We start from the raw sequence: 15,006 nt of genomic DNA, 5'->3' as shown, positions 1-15,006 counted from the left end.
GGCGCTATTCGAACGGTGCCAGAGGTGGGTTGCGGACTGATGTCGTTGGCCCCGCGTGCGGGTGCGCCGCCAGTTTCGAGAGCCACACCACATACTGTAATGGGACATCGCTCGTAGTGCCGGTAGATGCGACCAGCTCTGACGACTGTACAAGTCTTTACGCTACTGGCGGTAGTTCTCAGCACACTGGTCTTCGCCGCGTCGTTTGCCGTCGACACCACCAGCGCCCGCCCCGAACCGGTGGTGTTCGATACCACTGTGCAACGCGGTGTTACGGCGGCCGACGAACAGATCGCCCGGAATCGGAGTATCAGCGTCCCGCGCGCGCAAGTCTTCTACTCACAGTACCGCTACGTCGTCGGCTACGTCGGCATCGGTCAGGCTGTGACAGCGCTCACCGAGCCGGGACACGAGCAGCAGTTCGGGTATCCACTCGTGGTGTACGTTTCCGACTACAGTGACCGGCCGGTCAGGTGCGGCGACGACGGCTCTCTCCGGACCGCCACACCGCCCGACTGGGTCGAAGCCAATCAGGCCCACTACGTCGTCGATGGCTCGGCGCGGGTCCCGTCCGGGCCGGCGGTTGTGCCCTTTGCCGACCGGGACGACGCCGCGGCGTTCGCCGAGACGTGCGGCGGGCAAATCATCGACTGGGACGCGCTCAGATCCAGATCGTTCGCCCTCGAACAGGCGGCGGCAGTCCGAGAACAGGTCGGCCCGCGACGAACCGATGCGAACGCCACCGTACAGGCGGCTCGCCAGCGTCGAAATCGGCCCGTCTCGGTCAAAGTCGGAACTGATGCCCCGACGGTTCAGGCGGCCGTCGATGCGGCACCACCGAACACGACGGTCGTTGTTCCGGCCGGTACGTACGACGAGCAGGTGACGATAGACAAGCCACTCACCCTCAGTGGCCCCGGAGCGACGCTTGACGGTGGAGGGAACGGCACTGTCGTGACAGTGACTGCCGACCGCGTCGGTGTCACCGGGTTCGAAATTGTCGGCGTCGGCAACACGACGGTCGGCGACCCGACGCAGAGCAACGATAGCGCTTGGGACGCCACCGTCACGACCGCCTATGGCAACAGCGACGCCGCCGTGACCGGTCGGAACGCGTCCGGACTGTACGTTGCGAACCTCAGCGTCGAGACGCCCGCCAGCGGCGTCGTTCTGCGGCGGACACCCGGCGCAGTCGTCGAGAACGTCACGGTCAACGGGACGGCAGACTGGCAAGATGGGTTCATGGGCGTTATCGGGATGCACGGGTCGGTTGTCGTGCAGGACTCGGTGTTCAACGGCGGGCGTGACAGCGTGTACCTCCACCGGGCCGACGGGACCGCTGTCCGGAACAACACGTTCCGGGACAACCGCTTCGGCGTCCACCTGATGTACACCTCTCGGTCGCTCGTTGCGGACAACGTCGCCAGGGGACAGGAGTACGCTGGCGTCGTTGTCATGACGAATCCCGTGGCGAATGCCATCGTCGGGAACGACGTGCGCCACTCCGGGAGCGGCGTCATGTTAGCCGGCTCCCGGAGCTATATTGCACACAACGTGGTAGTCGACACTACGCAGGCGATGTCCACAAACGCCGACCGGTCCCTGTACGAGCACAACGTACTCTACGGGAATGACATCGGTGTGCGGGCCTCGACCGTCGTCCCGTCGAACATCGTCACCGAGAACGATTTCATCGCGAACGACCGCCACGCCATCTCGGGACCGGGGCCGCTACGCGTGTACACGCACGACGGCAGGGGGAACTACTGGAGCGGCGCGTACGACCTCACTGGCAGGACTGGCCCGGTGTTGGCCAACTCCTACTCACCCACCGATTCTGTCGACCGCCGTCTCCATCAGACCGACGCTGCGGTCGTCCTTAGGTCGGCACCGAGCGTCCGTGGCCTCCGGGCGCTTCGCGGCACCACGCCTGGATTCCGCCGGGGAAGCATTGTCGACAGGGCACCCCTGACAGACCCTGCGAATCCCGAGACCGTCAGGCGTCTTCGAAACGAGACATCGATGGAGGGGGCAGCATGACTGGCGAGACGTACCTCACGGCGGACGAAATCACGAAACAATACGGTGATGTGACAGCCGTCTCGGAGGTGTCACTCGACGTGCCGTCCGACGCCGTGACCGGGTTCATCGGCCCGAACGGGTCCGGGAAAACGACGCTCCTGCGCATGCTTCTGGGCATCGAGCGACCCACCAGCGGGACTGTCTCATACGGTGGGCCTGAGGCCAAACGCCAGCTGGGCTACCTGCCACAGCGGCCGACCTTCCGGCCGGGGTTCAGCGTCCGGGAGACTGCTGCGTTCTACGCGGACCTCGTTGACGACGACCCGGCTCGACTGCTTGAACGTGTCGGCCTCGAAGAAGTGGCCAGCCGTCCCGTGTCAGGGCTGTCCGGGGGAATGACGCGCCTTCTGGGAATCGCACAGGCACTGGCCGGCGACCCGCCGATTGTGATGCTCGACGAACCGGCAAGCGGGCTTGACCCGGCGATGAGTCGACTGATATTCGACATCGTCGAATCGATTGCCGACGCCGGCCGTGCCGTGGTTCTTTGCTCGCACGAACTGCCACTCGTCGAGGCGACGGCTGACCGACTGGTAGTACTCGAATCCGGCCGCCTCGTGCGGACCGGGTCGGTAGAATCGCTTCGGGAACAGACCGGCGGGCCGCTTCACGAGACGTTCACAGCGCTTCTGGAACAGGACAGAGCCACTATCGCTGCACCAGAGGGGACACAGCCATGATAGACGGTACCGGTTTCTGGACAGTTTTCGTGCGGGAGGTCCGTAGTGCGGTCAGGACACGAACCTATCTCGCGCTCGGACTGGTCACGGGAATTGTCCTGTTCGGCCTCGCCCATGCCGGTGGCGGCCCCGCCGGCGGTTACGTTCCGACCGTCGTCGATACGCTCGTCGCCGTCGAAGTCCTCGTGCCGACGCTTGCCTTCGCCGTTGGCTATCGCGCGATTGCCGACCCCGCTGTCCGGGGAGAACTCGACATACTTGACACCTACCCACTCTCGACGTGGTCGTACGTCGGCGGGGTGTACGCGGGACGTGCCCTGCTGTTGCTCACTATCGTTGTCGTCCCGTTGCTGGCGCTGGGCATCAACGTGGCGACGACCGCAGGACCGGAGACGACGGTGTTTGCGAGTCACCGTGGCGTCGACTCGCCGTTCCTGTTCATCCGATTCATCGCGCTGACCGTCCTGTACGCGCTCTCGTCGCTGACTATCGCGTTCCTGCTGTCAGCGCTCGCCGGCAGCCGGGGCCGAGCGCTCGTGCTCGCACTTGCCGGGCTGCTGGTCCTCACTGTCGGAAGTGACCTCGCGGTGTTCGCAGCGCTTGACACCGGCGTCACCACGGGCACACTTGGCGGCGCGCTCGCCATGACGCCGGCCGGGGCGTACCGCGGCCTCGTGTTCGATAAGGTCCTGTACGTCGCTGTTCCGGGCCGGTCAGCGTTCGTCCCGACGTGGGTCGCCGGCCTCTCGCTCCTGTTCTGGTGGGGACTCACGTTTGTGGGGGCGATGCTTGCGACGGATGCGGCCTGATACTGCCGGCTGTAAGCCCGCTCAGAATCATTCTATCCCGAATATCTTACAATAGGTACAGCCGACAATATCTCCTCAGTCGTCGTCCGCCGCGGCCGCGAGCCCTTCGTCGACCAGCCGTGTGAACCGGTCGATGAGACGGTCCGTAAGCGATGGCCGGACCGCCGCGAGCAGTCGCTGTGTTGCGTCCGGATCGCTCAGCGCCACGACGACACGCCCCCGCTCGCCGTACGACTTCTCAAGTATCTCTGCGTCGGCCAGTGCCGAAACGTGCCAGGAGACTGTACTCCGGGCGATGTCCAGTCGGGCGCCCAGTTCGTCTGCTGACAGGGACTCAGCTTCCAGCAGATGCAGGAGAATCGTCCGCGCAGTCTCTCGCCGGGCAAAGGCGAGTACACGTCGTTCCCAGGGGCCGTACTCCTGACTATAATAGTGCGTTTTGCCCTGAATCTCTTCACCAACGATATCGCCGGCACGGCGCAGTTTCCGCAGGTGATACTGTGCCTGTCCGGTCGCGATATCGAGGTCTGCCGCAAGCGCGTTGAAATGGACTCCCGGTTTGGACTCGACATGGGAACGCACTTGCTCAGTAACCGTGGACATGGTCTTCAGAACAGCCTTCCACCTACCAAGACAACAGGGTATCGAGCGTTCTCACTGCGTGGGAACTCGTCTACATCCCGCCAACCAGTTCTCTCGATATGTCCTCCGCGGGGAGGGTCTGGCCGCCGTACTCTTCGGCAAACGACTCGGCGTCCGCGCTGTCGCTAAACGGAACGATAGCCGTCCCCATCGCGCCCTCCACGTCGGAGTTCGCAGCGACGGTGAGTTGCCCCACCGGCGCGAACGCCTCGGCCTCCAGATGCCGGGAGATAATTGTCTTGCCCCCGTCGGTCCGAATCTCGTAATCGGTTGTGCTGTAGTCGGTCAGGAACGTCTCCGCGGGGGTCCACCCCGCTTGCTCCTTGGCGAATCGGTGGCGATACGTGCAGGTCGTACTGCAGAACCGTGCCGGTGAGTCGTGCCCCTCGGGCGTGTTATCTTGGTAGTACGTCTGGCCGACCGGACCCGGGTGCTGGTCGATGACCATCCCACACTGGTCGCAGCTCTGGCCGCTTTCGATGCTGACCGGGTCGATTTCTTCACCGTTCCCCAGGCATCCAGAGAGTGACACGACTGCCACAGTCCCAGTCCCGGCTAGGAAGCATCGTCGTGTGAGGCCTGTTGCATGTTCAGACATACTAGATGCTACGCTGAACGACACCAAATGGTTCATGGTGCGACCGTCGAAACGCCGGTCAGTCAGGGACACTTGGCGGCGCGACTGAATAGATCGCACTCAATACCAGCAGCGCGATGAGGAAGTCGAACCCGTGTTCAGTGAGATGGTGTACGACCATTGGGACAGCACCGAGGACGGTCCCGATGCCGACCACGGACCGAAATACCAGCAACCCGATAGCGACGGTCAACAGCACGTACGGCCGTGACCGGCGGCGGTATGTACTGACCGCTGCGACGGAAAACAGCGCCAGCGTTCCAAGCGCGGAGAGGCCCAGCACGGCGATCAACAGTGCCGTTTGACCGGGACCGATCCAATCAGCCGTCGGTTGGAGCATCTCTCAGGCTTGTGTTTCGAGTGGTCGCACTGGAATCGGTTTCGGTCGCAGTCGCTGTCGCGCCCGCATCTCAGTCCGAGGTGTATACCCGAATACCGCTTCGCCAGTGAACATCTGTTCGAACGGGTATGTGACCCTCTCAGGTAGCCACCAGAACCGGTCGGCCCGCGTTCTGGACGACCCGGTCGGTCACACTTCCGATCTGGTCGCCTTCGCTGTGGGAATGCCCGTGGTATCCGAGCACGATCAGGTCGGCGTCGACCTCGTCGGCATAGCTGATAATCTCCACGTACGGTTTCCCGTGGCAGCATCGGGTGGTGACCTCGACGTCAACTGCGTCGCCTCTCTCGGCGACTTCTGCGAGTTCATCGTCCCCCCATTCCTCAACCTCGATGGTTTCCAGTTCCATACTGCTCAGGGCCGGCTCCGCGTGTCGGTCTGTATTGACAACGAAGACGGCGTGAAGCTCGGCACCGTGTTGCTCAGCCTGTTCAAGCGCGTGTGTCGCTGCGCGGTTCGCGTCAGCGCTCCCGTCGGTCGCAACCACAATTGTGTCGTACATGCTAGAATAGGGGACGCCATCCTATTTCAATCCGCTGACCATTCTCAAATGATAGTAATCTGTTATCACATACTGTGGTCGTCCACAGATCAAACGGACAGACTTTGATAGGATATCGTCAATCGAGCTTTCACGGGCGTAACCAGCTTTCCTTGCCACAAGCAAGCGAAGTCACGGCTCGATGTTTTCCCGAAAGTCGGGTGCTAATCCGGTTTGCCGGATACCGGCAAGCTCCGTTATCTCGAACTCGTAGAGTGCGACTCCGCCGGAGGTGGTGGCCGTCTGGAGCGTGTTGGGTCGCCAGGCGTTCTGTGTCATCGCCGTGATCTCCGACCATTCGTCTTCCGGCACATTGCTGATATCGCCAGCAAGCATCACGCTCTGCCACTCAAACGCGGTTTCGATGTCGTAGACGAGAAACCGGCCACGACCGGCTCGCTCAGTTAGTTCCGCTTTCTGACTCGATTCGCCCAGCAGGTAGGTGAAATAGAGGCACGCCCCGCCGTCAAAGCCGTACGATAGCGGCAGCAGATACGGAACATCTGTCGTCGGAAGCCCCAGAACGCCGGTCGAGTGTGCGGAGAGAAAGTCCTGAATCTCTTCGTCATCCATCTGTTCGAGTCCGTACTCCTCTAGTTGATCAACTGTCATAGGTCGCGTCTGATCATCCAGTTACGTATCATGAATGTAACCCCACAGTAAAAAAGGTAGAGCGGGCTTCTCAGGGCAAGCAGCCGTTTCGAGTACGAACAGATACGGGCTCATCTCCGAACAAACTTGGTACTCATCACATACTGTAGGATATCTGCCACCGAGAACTGCTGGCAACTCGGTCAAAATATTTGCGCCGTCGCTCTCAACCGCCGGATTTCTAATAGCGTGAGAATCGCGACTGCCGTTTATTTACTGACAACAACGAGTTGTAAACACAACAATGCTCGATTCCATTCTGATCCCGACTGACGGTAGCGAACACGCGACCCGGGCCGCTGAACACGGGGCAGCGCTTGCGCGTGCGTTCAGCGCGAGCCTGCACGTCATGGCTGTCATCGATACGCGAACGGCAGGCGGGCCATTCAGCAGTGGTGATCTCGACGACGAGACACCCGACCGCATGACGGCTGACGCCGAAGAAACCGTCACAGCTATCACAGATGCGGTAGACGCCGCTGGAGCGATACAGACGACTATCCGCACGGGCAATCCAGCAGCGGAGATATGTGCATACCGTGACGACAACGAGATAGACCTGATCGCAATGGGAACGCACGGTCGCACAGGTGTCGGGCGATATCTCGCCGGGAGCGTGACAGAGAGCGTTGTCCGGCAGGCCGATGTCCCTGTCTTCACTGTCCGTGCCACCGAACAGAGTCGAGAGACTGACTCCTACGACGATATTCTCGTTCCTACGGACGGAAGCACGTCCGCAACGGCCGCTGTCGAACCGGCCTGCGAGATTGCGGCGAAGTTCGATTCCCGCGTTCACGCTCTGAACATCGTCAATCTCGGCGATATTTCGACCGGAGCGGAATACACGCTGCCGAAAGACCTGATCGACACCCTGGAATCACAGGGTGAGAAAGTCACCGAGCGGATTGCAGCGCGAGCCCGCGAAGCCGGCGTCGAGACTGTCACACAGGTCATCGATGGATTCCCGGCGGCAGATATCCTCGATTACGCCGAGGAGAACGACATCGATCTGATCGTCATGGGGACGGCCGGCCGAACCGGGCTCAATCGGTTCATTATGGGAAGCACGACAGAGCGGCTCATCAGACACGCCGATATGCCTGTGCTGGCAGTCAACGCCCGGGATCAGCATGCCAACGAGGGCTGAAACAGGGACACGCGTTCCTGTCTGTCAGCCTCCGGCTGCGTACGGCGTCCGCCATGTGCCCAGCGAAGTGGCAGGCAGATACGACCCGACCATGCACTTATTGTTGTTCCTGTCGTGACAATAACTATGTCCGCGGAAAACCCGGTTACGATGACCGACGAGGAACGGGACGCGCTTCTGGACAACGGGGGGACGGGCGTCCTCTCACTTGCCGCCGGCGACGCGCCGCCACACTCAGTTCCGGTTTCGTATGGGTACGACGCGCCGACCACCACCTTCTATTTCCGTCTGGCTGTCGGCACTGAGAAGTCGAAAGGCGAACTCAGCGACCGCCCGGCTACGTTCGTGACCTATCACGAGACGGAGACCGGATGGCAGAGTGTGGTCGCCAGCGGTCGACTTGAAGACGTCGAACGGGAGGGAATCGAGACTGAAACGCTAGCGGGGCTTGAGCACGTCGAAATTCCGTTGATTGACATCTTTGAACGCCCACTCCGCGAAGTGACCTTCGAATTCTACCGCCTCGTGCCGGATGACCTAACGGGCCGAACTGAACCTTAGAGCGAGACGGTCCCTTACAACACCACTCGAGACGGTCCCTTACAACACCACTCGAGGCTCCATTACACGATTTCGGAATCACCGCTCACGCCGGTGTCTCGAACCTCGTTTTATATGCTCATTTGGTTGCGATTGTCACGAGTCAGACACGACCGTTCCACCGTCGAAACCAGCGTCTCAAAGAAGAACCGCCGTAGTGTGGAGGCAAACACATATCAACACTGCGGTAGATCAGACTTCCATGTCCGAGGCCGCCCACACGCAACCAACTACCGACGTTCTTTCGGGGCTTGACAGCGAGTCTGATGGGCTGTCGGCATCGGAAGCCCGAAATCGGCTCAGCAGGCACGGCGAGAACGAAATAACGCAGGGGAGCAAACGGACACCACTCGACATCGCTGTCGCCCAGTTCGATAGCGCTCTTATCTGGGTTCTTGTTGCGGCTGCGATACTGTCCGTGTGGGCGGGCAACGCTGTTGACGCAGTGCTGATAGCCGTCATTGTGGTCGGGAACGGACTGTTCGGCTTCGTTCAGGACTACCGTGCAGAGGACACGCTCGAATCACTGCGAGAACTGACCGCACCGACAGCGACAGTCAGACGCGACGGACAGTCTGTTGCGGTCGACGCGACCGAACTCGTCCCGGGCGACGTTGTCGAACTGGAGAGCGGCGATGTCGTTCCAGCGGACGGTCGGCTAATTGACTGTCAGTCTCTGGAAGTCGACGAAGCAGCGCTCACTGGTGAGAGTACTCCGGTCGCGAAGGAAACTGAACCGGTGGATCCTGATGCACCGCTTGCGGAGCGCAAATCGATGGTGTACAAGGGGACGAATGTCACGCGTGGTTCGGGCGTTGCCGTCCTCACGGCCACCGGGATGGATACCGAGGTCGGGGCCATCGCTCGCCAACTCGCGAGCACGGAGGAAACAGACACACCGCTGCAGACGGAACTCGACACGCTCGGGCGGACGCTCGGTGTCGGCGTGATGGTGCTTGCTGCGTTTGTGGTTCCACTCCTCGTCTTCCAGGGGACCGAACTGGTTCAGGCGGCACTCACCGCAATCTCCCTCGCTGTGGCCGCGGTTCCCGAGGGACTACCAGCGGTTGTGACGCTAACGCTGGCCCTCGGTGTCCGGAAAATGGCTGATGAGAACGCGCTCGTGCGGCGCTTGCCTGCCGTCGAGGCGCTGGGCTCCGTCGATGTCATCTGTACGGACAAGACCGGAACGCTGACCGAGGGGCGGATGTCAGTCAGTCAGATCTGGGTCAACGACGCTGTTGTCGACAGTGACGAAATGGACGGAGAAGCCCTGCCTAACCGCGTTGCCACGGTGCTCCGCGCAGGGACACTGTGTAGCGATGCGACGCTCGAAGCGGGCGACCCGACAGAGCAGGCCATCGTCATGGCGGCTGCCGAGTCTGGAATCGACGTCGAACGCCTCCGTGAAGAGCACCCGAGAACGGACGAGATTCCGTTCTCGTCGGAGCGCAAGTGGATGGGCACCGTTCACGATGACACGGTCTACGTGAAAGGCGCGCCTGAAGTCATCCTCTCGAAGTGTGCCCGCGTTCTTACCGATACCGGTCCGACTGACCTGACGCCCGACAAAGCCGAGCAGATCAGGGAACAGGTCGGCGCGTTCGCTGACGACGCGCTTAGGGTGCTCGCAGTGGCGTACACAGAGGATGTCGACGTGGTGGAACGCGATGACACTGGCGAAGCCGACGATGTCAGTGACGACCTGATCTTCGCCGGGCTGGTCGGTATGATGGATCCGGCCCGAAAGGAAGTCGCCGACGCGATCGCGGCAACTGAGCGTGCAGGCGTTGGCGTGAAGATGGTAACCGGTGACAATGTTCGGACCGCCGCAGCCATCGCCAGCGAACTCGGTCTGGGCCAGCGCGTGATGGAAGGTGGTGATGTCGAGGATTGTTCCGAGGACACGCTCCGCGACCGTGTCGAGTCTGTGGACGTGTTCGCACGCACGTCTCCGGAGCACAAAGTCCGGATTCTGCAAGCACTGCAGGCGAACGGTCACACTGTCGCAATGACAGGCGACGGGGTCAACGACGCACCGGCGCTGAAAAACGCCGACATCGGCGTCGCGATGGGCGCCCGTGGGACTGACGTGGCCAAACAGGCCAGCGACGTTATTTTGCTGGACGATAACTACGCGACAATCGAGCGGGCCATCGAGCGCGGGCGAGCCATCTTCGATAACGTCTGGAAGTTCGTCGGCTACCTGCTGAGTGCCAATGTGGCCGAAGTCGCCATCGTCTTTATCGCCTCGCTCTTTGGCTACCTCGTCCTGCCGGCAGTCCAGTTGCTGTGGATCAATCTCCTGACGGATGGGCTGCCAGCACTGGCACTCGGAGCCGACCCGAAAAGCGATGACGTGATGCAGCGACCGCCCAGAGATCCGGATCGCGGTATCGTTGACCACGATATGCTCGCGCTCATCGGGGGAACAGGGGTCATCTCAACAATGGTAATGCTCGGCCTGCTACTGGTCACGCTTGCCGGCGCACCCGCAGTCACGCCCTACGCGATGACGATGGTATTCACCGGGTTCGTGTTCCTCGAATTCGAAAAGCTGTACGTGATCCGCTGGCTCCGGGAGACACCGACGCTATCCAATCGCTGGCTGGCGTCCGCAGTGGGTGGGTCGATACTCCTGCAACTCGCCGTTCTGTACAGCCCCCTCAACATCTACTTCGGGACGGTCCCACTCGGACTCTCCGACTGGGGATTGCTCGGTGGCGTCCTCTTACTCGCCTTACCGCTGTATCTCGCTGTTGCCAGCGGGGTGAAGCGATTGTGACGCTTCGGACCGCCCTTATTCCAGCTGTCCGTTGAGCACTTTCGCGGCGACCAGCACCGGGTCCCAGACGGGGCTGAATGGTGGTGCGTACGCCAGGTCCAGCCGTTCGAGTTCATCGATGGTCATGCCCGCTTCGATGGCCGTCGCGAGCGTGTCGATACGTATCGCCGCCCGGTCTGCCCCAACGATTGCGCCGCCCAGCAGGCGACCACTCTTCTGGTCTGCGACCAGCGTCACGTCGGTGTCGTCACCGCCGGGGTAGTACCCTGACCGGGAGCCGGCCGTGACTGTCTTCGACACCGGGTCGAAGCCGTTAGCGCTGGCCTGCTCGTGGTCGAGGAGGCCGACGCGACCGCATTCGAGGTCGAACGCCTTCACGACGGCTGTCCCGGCGATGTTTCCGACGGGCGAGGGGTCGCCAGCGACGGTCTGCCCGATCGCGCGACCGGCCCGGTTCGCGGTCAGTCCAAGAGGAACCCAGTCAGGATCGCCGGTCACGGCGTGGCGGTCTTCGGCACAGTCTCCAGCGGCGTAGACTCCGTCGACGCTTGTCGCCCCGTACTCGTCGACTGCTATCGCTCCGGAGACCCCGAGGTCGACCGGTGTGTCTTCGACGAGGGTTGTGTTCGGCCGGATGCCGATACCGACCAGCGCGAGGTCTACGTCGATGATACCGCTGTCGTGAGCGACCGATGCGACGTACCCGCTCTCGTTGCCGACGAGTTCCTCGACGGCGGTATTCAGATGTAGCGTCACGCCCTGTTTCCGGAGGTGGTCGGCAACGCGCTCGCCCACTGCTTCCCCGAACGGCGGCAGGAGGTGGCCCGACCGCTGGAAGAGGTGCGTTTCGACATCGTGCGCCCGGAACGCTTCGGCCATTTCCACGCCGACGTAGCCGCCGCCGACGATAGCGACTCGCTCCGGTGGCTCCCAGTTGGCGTACTTCTCGACGAGCGTCGTATCGACGTATTCGATGCCCGTGTCGACGGCCGAGTCACCCGCATCGGACAGCGCTGCGCGGACCGCGGCAGCCGAATCAAGCCCGTGCATCGTGAACGCGCCGTCGTGTTCCGCCCCCGGTATCGGCCCGGTCACCGCGTGTGCGCCCGTCGCGACCAGCAGGTCGCCGTATGGCTGGCTGAACGTCTCGCCGTCGTGGGCTACGGTGATCGCTTCTGCGTCGGTGTCGACGCCGACGACCTCGTGGTTCCGGCGGAGGTCGATCCCCCGTTCGACCGCCTGCTCGGGCGACAGCGAGAGGAGGTCCGTCAGCCGCTCGACAGTTCCCTTCACGTAATACGGCGTCCCGCAGTGGGCATAGGAGACCCACTCGCCTCTTTCGAAGACAATCACGTCACGGTCCGGTGCCTCGCGGGCGAACTTGCTTGCAGCGCTTAGCCCGGCTGCGTCACCGCCGATGACTGCGAACGGGTCCGTCATACAGACTCTCGTCTCGCTATGGTACTAATGATTGAGTGAGATGTGGGTACCCCGTGCCGCCGTAGCTATTGACTGTGCCCGACACAGATTCGACGCTGTTCGTCGCCCTCTCACCCCCCAAAAACTGCCTTTCTCCAGTTGTCACGACTGAATGGGACTGGGAGGTGCTTCCAACTCTCACGCGATCCTAGAGCCGGCGATGACAAGACCCTGTGCGTCTCGGGCCCTTACTCGGCGTAGGATTCGATGAGTGTCCGGAGGTCTGCCTCGCCTTTGACGCCGACGACTTCTTCGACCTGCTCACCATCGGCGAACAGGATGAGCGTCGGCACGCCACGGACGCCGTACGACTGTGCGAGTTGCTGGTTGGCGTCGACATCGACTTTGGCGACGGTCGCGGCGGTCTCTGCGGCCAGCGTCTCGACGATCGGTTCGAGCATCTGGCACGGGCCACACCAGTCGGCATAGAAGTCCGTCAGGACGACATCGTACTTACTGACGACATCATCAAGCTGGTCTGCGCCGTCGATGTGAAGTGGTTCGTTTGTTGCGGTGGTTCCGGCGTCGGATGCAGTATCAGTTGCCATCACCAAAATGTACGCGGCAGCGACAAATAAGGTTTTGCCCACAATACACAATACTATGAAATACTGGCGGCTGGTAGAGATAGTAGATGGTTACCGCTTCACGGGGAGAAATCTGCTCGGCTCGGAAGCGACAGAGTATGATAGAGAGAAAGACGCGGCGTTAGCTTTCGACGGTCGGGGCTGCAGACTCGGACTGTTCGTACTTATTCTCGAACTCCTGAATGAGCTGGCCCATTTTCGCGTACCAGTCGTTAAGCATCCGCTGCATCTCGTCTGCAATCTGTGACGGGTCCGTCGGCGAGTAGACGTGGTAGTAGCCGCCCTGATCGTAGTTGATCTGATCCTTCTCGATAAAGCCCGTTTGGAGGAGCCGCTGGACGGCGCGGTACGCGGTTGAGCGCTCACGATCGACTGCATCGGCGAGTTCGTCGACGGTCAGTGGTTCCTCGGCTTCGACAAGCGCTCGAAAGCATTCCTTGTCGAGTTCCTTGAGCCCGTGGAAACATTCTAACAGACCCTCACACTGCATGTCCCGACGGAGCTGTTCAGACATCGAATCTGGCATCGTTATCACCTTTTTGTACCCGCTACGCAGTTATAAGACTTGTGTACGGTTCGCACAACTGCACGCAAAAGCTGCCAGCTAACGGGCGGGCATGGTTTCATGACCCAACCGACACGGCCCCATCGTCCGGGTAGTCTCTACTCGTCGCGGTTGTAGCGTACATCTCACCTCTCGACCTCCATGCCTCCGTTGTTGCTCACCCCGCCGCTCAAAGCCAGCGAGCCGTTCGCTGGAAGTTTTGGCTGTCTATAGCACGAGCAACATAAAGTATTTCTACGGTAGCTACATCCTCCCTGACAGAAATAGAAAACGAGGCTCTCGGAAATGATATCTGATCAGGACACTGCTTTGGCAGCCACGCAACACACGCGGCCCAATGAGGTATGAGTCGTTCTGAACCTGGGACGCCTTTTCCGGACGTCACAGGGTTACTCAAGAGTGCGATCCGCACAGGTATCGCTGTATGCTTCGCCGAGGGGATCAGAAGGCGGAGCCCTGGGGCGGTTGTGAACGCACTCATCGCCTTCGGAGGAGCGTCTCTGCCAGACATCTTGGAACGGCGTTGTGCCGTTGAATTTCGGCCGTGGCAGCGGATCTATGTAGAGACAGCGATGCTGACACACGCTGTCGGGATGCTCGGCCCGTACGACGATATCTGGTGGTGGGACAATCTGACCCATATTCACTCGGCGACGGTTCTTGGTGGGCTGATTCACGTACTCTCGCGGCGGTTGGGCGTAGACCCGGAGCAGCGGGTCATTACCGGTGTCGCCACCATGGGCATCCTCTGGGAATTCATGGAGTACATCATTCACGCCTCGTCGCGACGACTCGGTCTCGAACCGATACTCGTCTCCTACGGAAAGACTGACACGCTGCTCGACCTCGTCTCAGATCTTGTCGGCGCAGTTCTCGTTCTCGTCTTCGGCGACGTCCTTCTCGGGAACCTTGTTCGACGCGAGAACGGATGAGTGTCTTCTCCCGTAGAGCGACCTATGTCCTCTCCGTGTTGAATAATCACCACCCTCACCTGACCGCACCTGAAGATTGGTGACTATGCGGCCTGTATTCACCACGCCATTCCTATCAGCTCTGGAGGGTTTCAACGGCGTCACGTAACCGTATCTCCGGCGTTACTCAGGGACCCGATACTTTTGCACATTATTCACACTATTGGGTTACATTGAAAGAGTTAGCTTGGGGTTCGAGAGCGAAGCGCCTTTGACCGCGGACTCCCGGCCTCGGCGTCACGAGCGTGAACTCCTCGAACGCTGAATGAGATATCCAGTCCGATGTAAGCAACTACGGAAGTGTGCGGGGTTCCACGGACAGACCTGGCTCAGTACCCATGAAAGCGCTCGCTAACAGCGTCGTTTCCGTACCAGTCTATACCTGCAGCGCTCCTGAGGGCTGGGCAATAGTCCATATTCAGCCCACAGG

15 protein-coding genes are annotated in these 15,006 nt (G+C 61.1%); 7 read left to right on the top strand and 8 right to left on the bottom strand.

The window, feature by feature from the left end; genetic code table 11:
* The first annotated feature begins 126 nt into the window (after positions 1-126).
* The 3 genes from RBH20_RS16685 to RBH20_RS16675 are packed head-to-tail and all read left to right on the top strand — an operon-like array spanning position 127 to position 3,571.
* The gene (locus RBH20_RS16685) at positions 127-2,040 is read left to right on the top strand and encodes a NosD domain-containing protein (protein ID WP_306710713.1); all 1,914 of its coding nucleotides are present in this window, start codon (positions 127-129) and stop codon (positions 2,038-2,040) included.
* Positions 2,037-2,762 carry an ABC transporter ATP-binding protein gene (locus RBH20_RS16680; RefSeq protein WP_306710711.1) on the top strand — a complete coding sequence of 242 codons (726 nt, stop codon included), beginning with the start codon at positions 2,037-2,039 and terminating at the stop codon, positions 2,760-2,762. The genes RBH20_RS16685 and RBH20_RS16680 overlap by 4 nt, the downstream gene beginning before the upstream one ends.
* A complete protein-coding gene (locus RBH20_RS16675) occupies positions 2,759-3,571 on the top strand; it encodes an ABC transporter permease (RefSeq protein ID WP_306710709.1) in 813 nt (270 codons plus the stop codon). The genes RBH20_RS16680 and RBH20_RS16675 overlap by 4 nt, the downstream gene beginning before the upstream one ends.
* Positions 3,572-3,646: 75 nt before the next feature.
* On the opposite strand, the gene RBH20_RS16670 is transcribed toward RBH20_RS16675, so the two are convergent.
* From RBH20_RS16670 to RBH20_RS16650, 5 genes are all read right to left on the bottom strand, one after another.
* Positions 3,647-4,174, bottom strand: coding sequence for a helix-turn-helix domain-containing protein (locus RBH20_RS16670; RefSeq protein WP_306710707.1), 528 nt, complete (start codon positions 4,172-4,174; stop codon positions 3,647-3,649).
* 70 nt (positions 4,175-4,244) lie between these two features.
* Positions 4,245-4,811, bottom strand: a complete 567-nt coding sequence (locus RBH20_RS16665) for a nitrous oxide reductase accessory protein NosL (RefSeq protein WP_306710705.1) — start codon at positions 4,809-4,811, stop codon at positions 4,245-4,247.
* 58 nt (positions 4,812-4,869) lie between these two features.
* A complete protein-coding gene (locus tag RBH20_RS16660; RefSeq protein WP_306710703.1) occupies positions 4,870-5,190 on the bottom strand; it encodes a hypothetical protein in 321 nt (106 codons plus the stop codon).
* A gap of 139 nt (positions 5,191-5,329) precedes the next feature.
* Positions 5,330-5,752, bottom strand: a complete 423-nt coding sequence (locus RBH20_RS16655; protein WP_306710701.1) for a universal stress protein — start codon at positions 5,750-5,752, stop codon at positions 5,330-5,332.
* A gap of 171 nt (positions 5,753-5,923) precedes the next feature.
* Positions 5,924-6,403 carry a pyridoxamine 5'-phosphate oxidase family protein gene (locus RBH20_RS16650; RefSeq protein ID WP_306710699.1) on the bottom strand — a complete coding sequence of 160 codons (480 nt, stop codon included), beginning with the start codon at positions 6,401-6,403 and terminating at the stop codon, positions 5,924-5,926.
* Between the two features lie 283 nt (positions 6,404-6,686).
* On the opposite strand from RBH20_RS16650, the gene RBH20_RS16645 reads away from it, so the two are divergent.
* The 3 genes from RBH20_RS16645 (at position 6,687) to RBH20_RS16635 (ending at position 10,974) form a co-directional block, all read left to right on the top strand.
* Complete coding sequence (locus RBH20_RS16645; RefSeq protein ID WP_306710697.1) at positions 6,687-7,589, top strand: universal stress protein; 903 nt, start codon at positions 6,687-6,689, stop codon at positions 7,587-7,589.
* Between the two features lie 126 nt (positions 7,590-7,715).
* Positions 7,716-8,150, top strand: coding sequence for a pyridoxamine 5'-phosphate oxidase family protein (locus RBH20_RS16640; protein ID WP_306710695.1), 435 nt, complete (start codon positions 7,716-7,718; stop codon positions 8,148-8,150).
* Positions 8,151-8,391: 241 nt separating this feature from the next.
* Positions 8,392-10,974 carry a calcium-translocating P-type ATPase, PMCA-type gene (locus tag RBH20_RS16635; protein ID WP_306710692.1) on the top strand — a complete coding sequence of 861 codons (2,583 nt, stop codon included), beginning with the start codon at positions 8,392-8,394 and terminating at the stop codon, positions 10,972-10,974.
* A 15-nt stretch (positions 10,975-10,989) separates the two neighbouring features.
* Here RBH20_RS16635 and RBH20_RS16630 read toward each other — a convergent pair whose 3' ends face one another.
* The 3 genes from RBH20_RS16630 to RBH20_RS16620 form a co-directional block, all read right to left on the bottom strand.
* A complete protein-coding gene (locus tag RBH20_RS16630) occupies positions 10,990-12,414 on the bottom strand; it encodes an FAD-dependent oxidoreductase (protein WP_306710690.1) in 1,425 nt (474 codons plus the stop codon).
* A gap of 227 nt (positions 12,415-12,641) precedes the next feature.
* Positions 12,642-13,001 (bottom strand): thioredoxin, encoded by a 360-nt coding sequence (gene trxA / locus RBH20_RS16625; RefSeq protein ID WP_306710688.1) that lies wholly within the window; start codon positions 12,999-13,001, stop codon positions 12,642-12,644.
* Positions 13,002-13,161: 160 nt separating this feature from the next.
* Positions 13,162-13,566: a helix-turn-helix domain-containing protein gene (locus RBH20_RS16620; RefSeq protein ID WP_306710686.1), complete on the bottom strand. Its 405-nt coding sequence runs from the start codon at positions 13,564-13,566 to the stop codon at positions 13,162-13,164.
* A gap of 383 nt (positions 13,567-13,949) precedes the next feature.
* Here RBH20_RS16620 and RBH20_RS21355 point away from each other — a divergent pair, with 383 nt between their 5' ends.
* A complete protein-coding gene (locus RBH20_RS21355) occupies positions 13,950-14,537 on the top strand; it encodes a hypothetical protein (RefSeq protein ID WP_373567970.1) in 588 nt (195 codons plus the stop codon).
* Positions 14,538-15,006: the final 469 nt, after the last annotated feature.

Origin of the sequence: Haloarcula sp. H-GB4, from assembly GCF_030848575.1 — an archaeon.
In the GTDB taxonomy this organism is placed as follows: domain Archaea; phylum Halobacteriota; class Halobacteria; order Halobacteriales; family Haloarculaceae; genus Haloarcula.
This window is presented reverse-complemented; position numbering and strand designations above follow the sequence as displayed.

Coding starts and splice junctions, on each gene's coding strand:
- RBH20_RS16665 (WP_306710705.1), bottom strand. CDS start 4,811: ATGTCTGAACATGCAACAGGCCTCACACGACGATGCTTCCTAGCCGGG.
- RBH20_RS21355 (WP_373567970.1), top strand. CDS start 13,950: ATGAGTCGTTCTGAACCTGGGACGCCTTTTCCGGACGTCACAGGGTTA.
- RBH20_RS16680 (WP_306710711.1), top strand. CDS start 2,037: ATGACTGGCGAGACGTACCTCACGGCGGACGAAATCACGAAACAATAC.
- RBH20_RS16635 (WP_306710692.1), top strand. CDS start 8,392: ATGTCCGAGGCCGCCCACACGCAACCAACTACCGACGTTCTTTCGGGG.
- RBH20_RS16670 (WP_306710707.1), bottom strand. CDS start 4,174: ATGTCCACGGTTACTGAGCAAGTGCGTTCCCATGTCGAGTCCAAACCG.
- RBH20_RS16675 (WP_306710709.1), top strand. CDS start 2,759: ATGATAGACGGTACCGGTTTCTGGACAGTTTTCGTGCGGGAGGTCCGT.
- trxA (WP_306710688.1), bottom strand. CDS start 13,001: ATGGCAACTGATACTGCATCCGACGCCGGAACCACCGCAACAAACGAA.
- RBH20_RS16630 (WP_306710690.1), bottom strand. CDS start 12,414: ATGACGGACCCGTTCGCAGTCATCGGCGGTGACGCAGCCGGGCTAAGC.
- RBH20_RS16660 (WP_306710703.1), bottom strand. CDS start 5,190: ATGCTCCAACCGACGGCTGATTGGATCGGTCCCGGTCAAACGGCACTG.
- RBH20_RS16655 (WP_306710701.1), bottom strand. CDS start 5,752: ATGTACGACACAATTGTGGTTGCGACCGACGGGAGCGCTGACGCGAAC.
- RBH20_RS16640 (WP_306710695.1), top strand. CDS start 7,716: ATGTCCGCGGAAAACCCGGTTACGATGACCGACGAGGAACGGGACGCG.
- RBH20_RS16650 (WP_306710699.1), bottom strand. CDS start 6,403: ATGACAGTTGATCAACTAGAGGAGTACGGACTCGAACAGATGGATGAC.
- RBH20_RS16685 (WP_306710713.1), top strand. CDS start 127: ATGCGACCAGCTCTGACGACTGTACAAGTCTTTACGCTACTGGCGGTA.
- RBH20_RS16645 (WP_306710697.1), top strand. CDS start 6,687: ATGCTCGATTCCATTCTGATCCCGACTGACGGTAGCGAACACGCGACC.
- RBH20_RS16620 (WP_306710686.1), bottom strand. CDS start 13,566: ATGCCAGATTCGATGTCTGAACAGCTCCGTCGGGACATGCAGTGTGAG.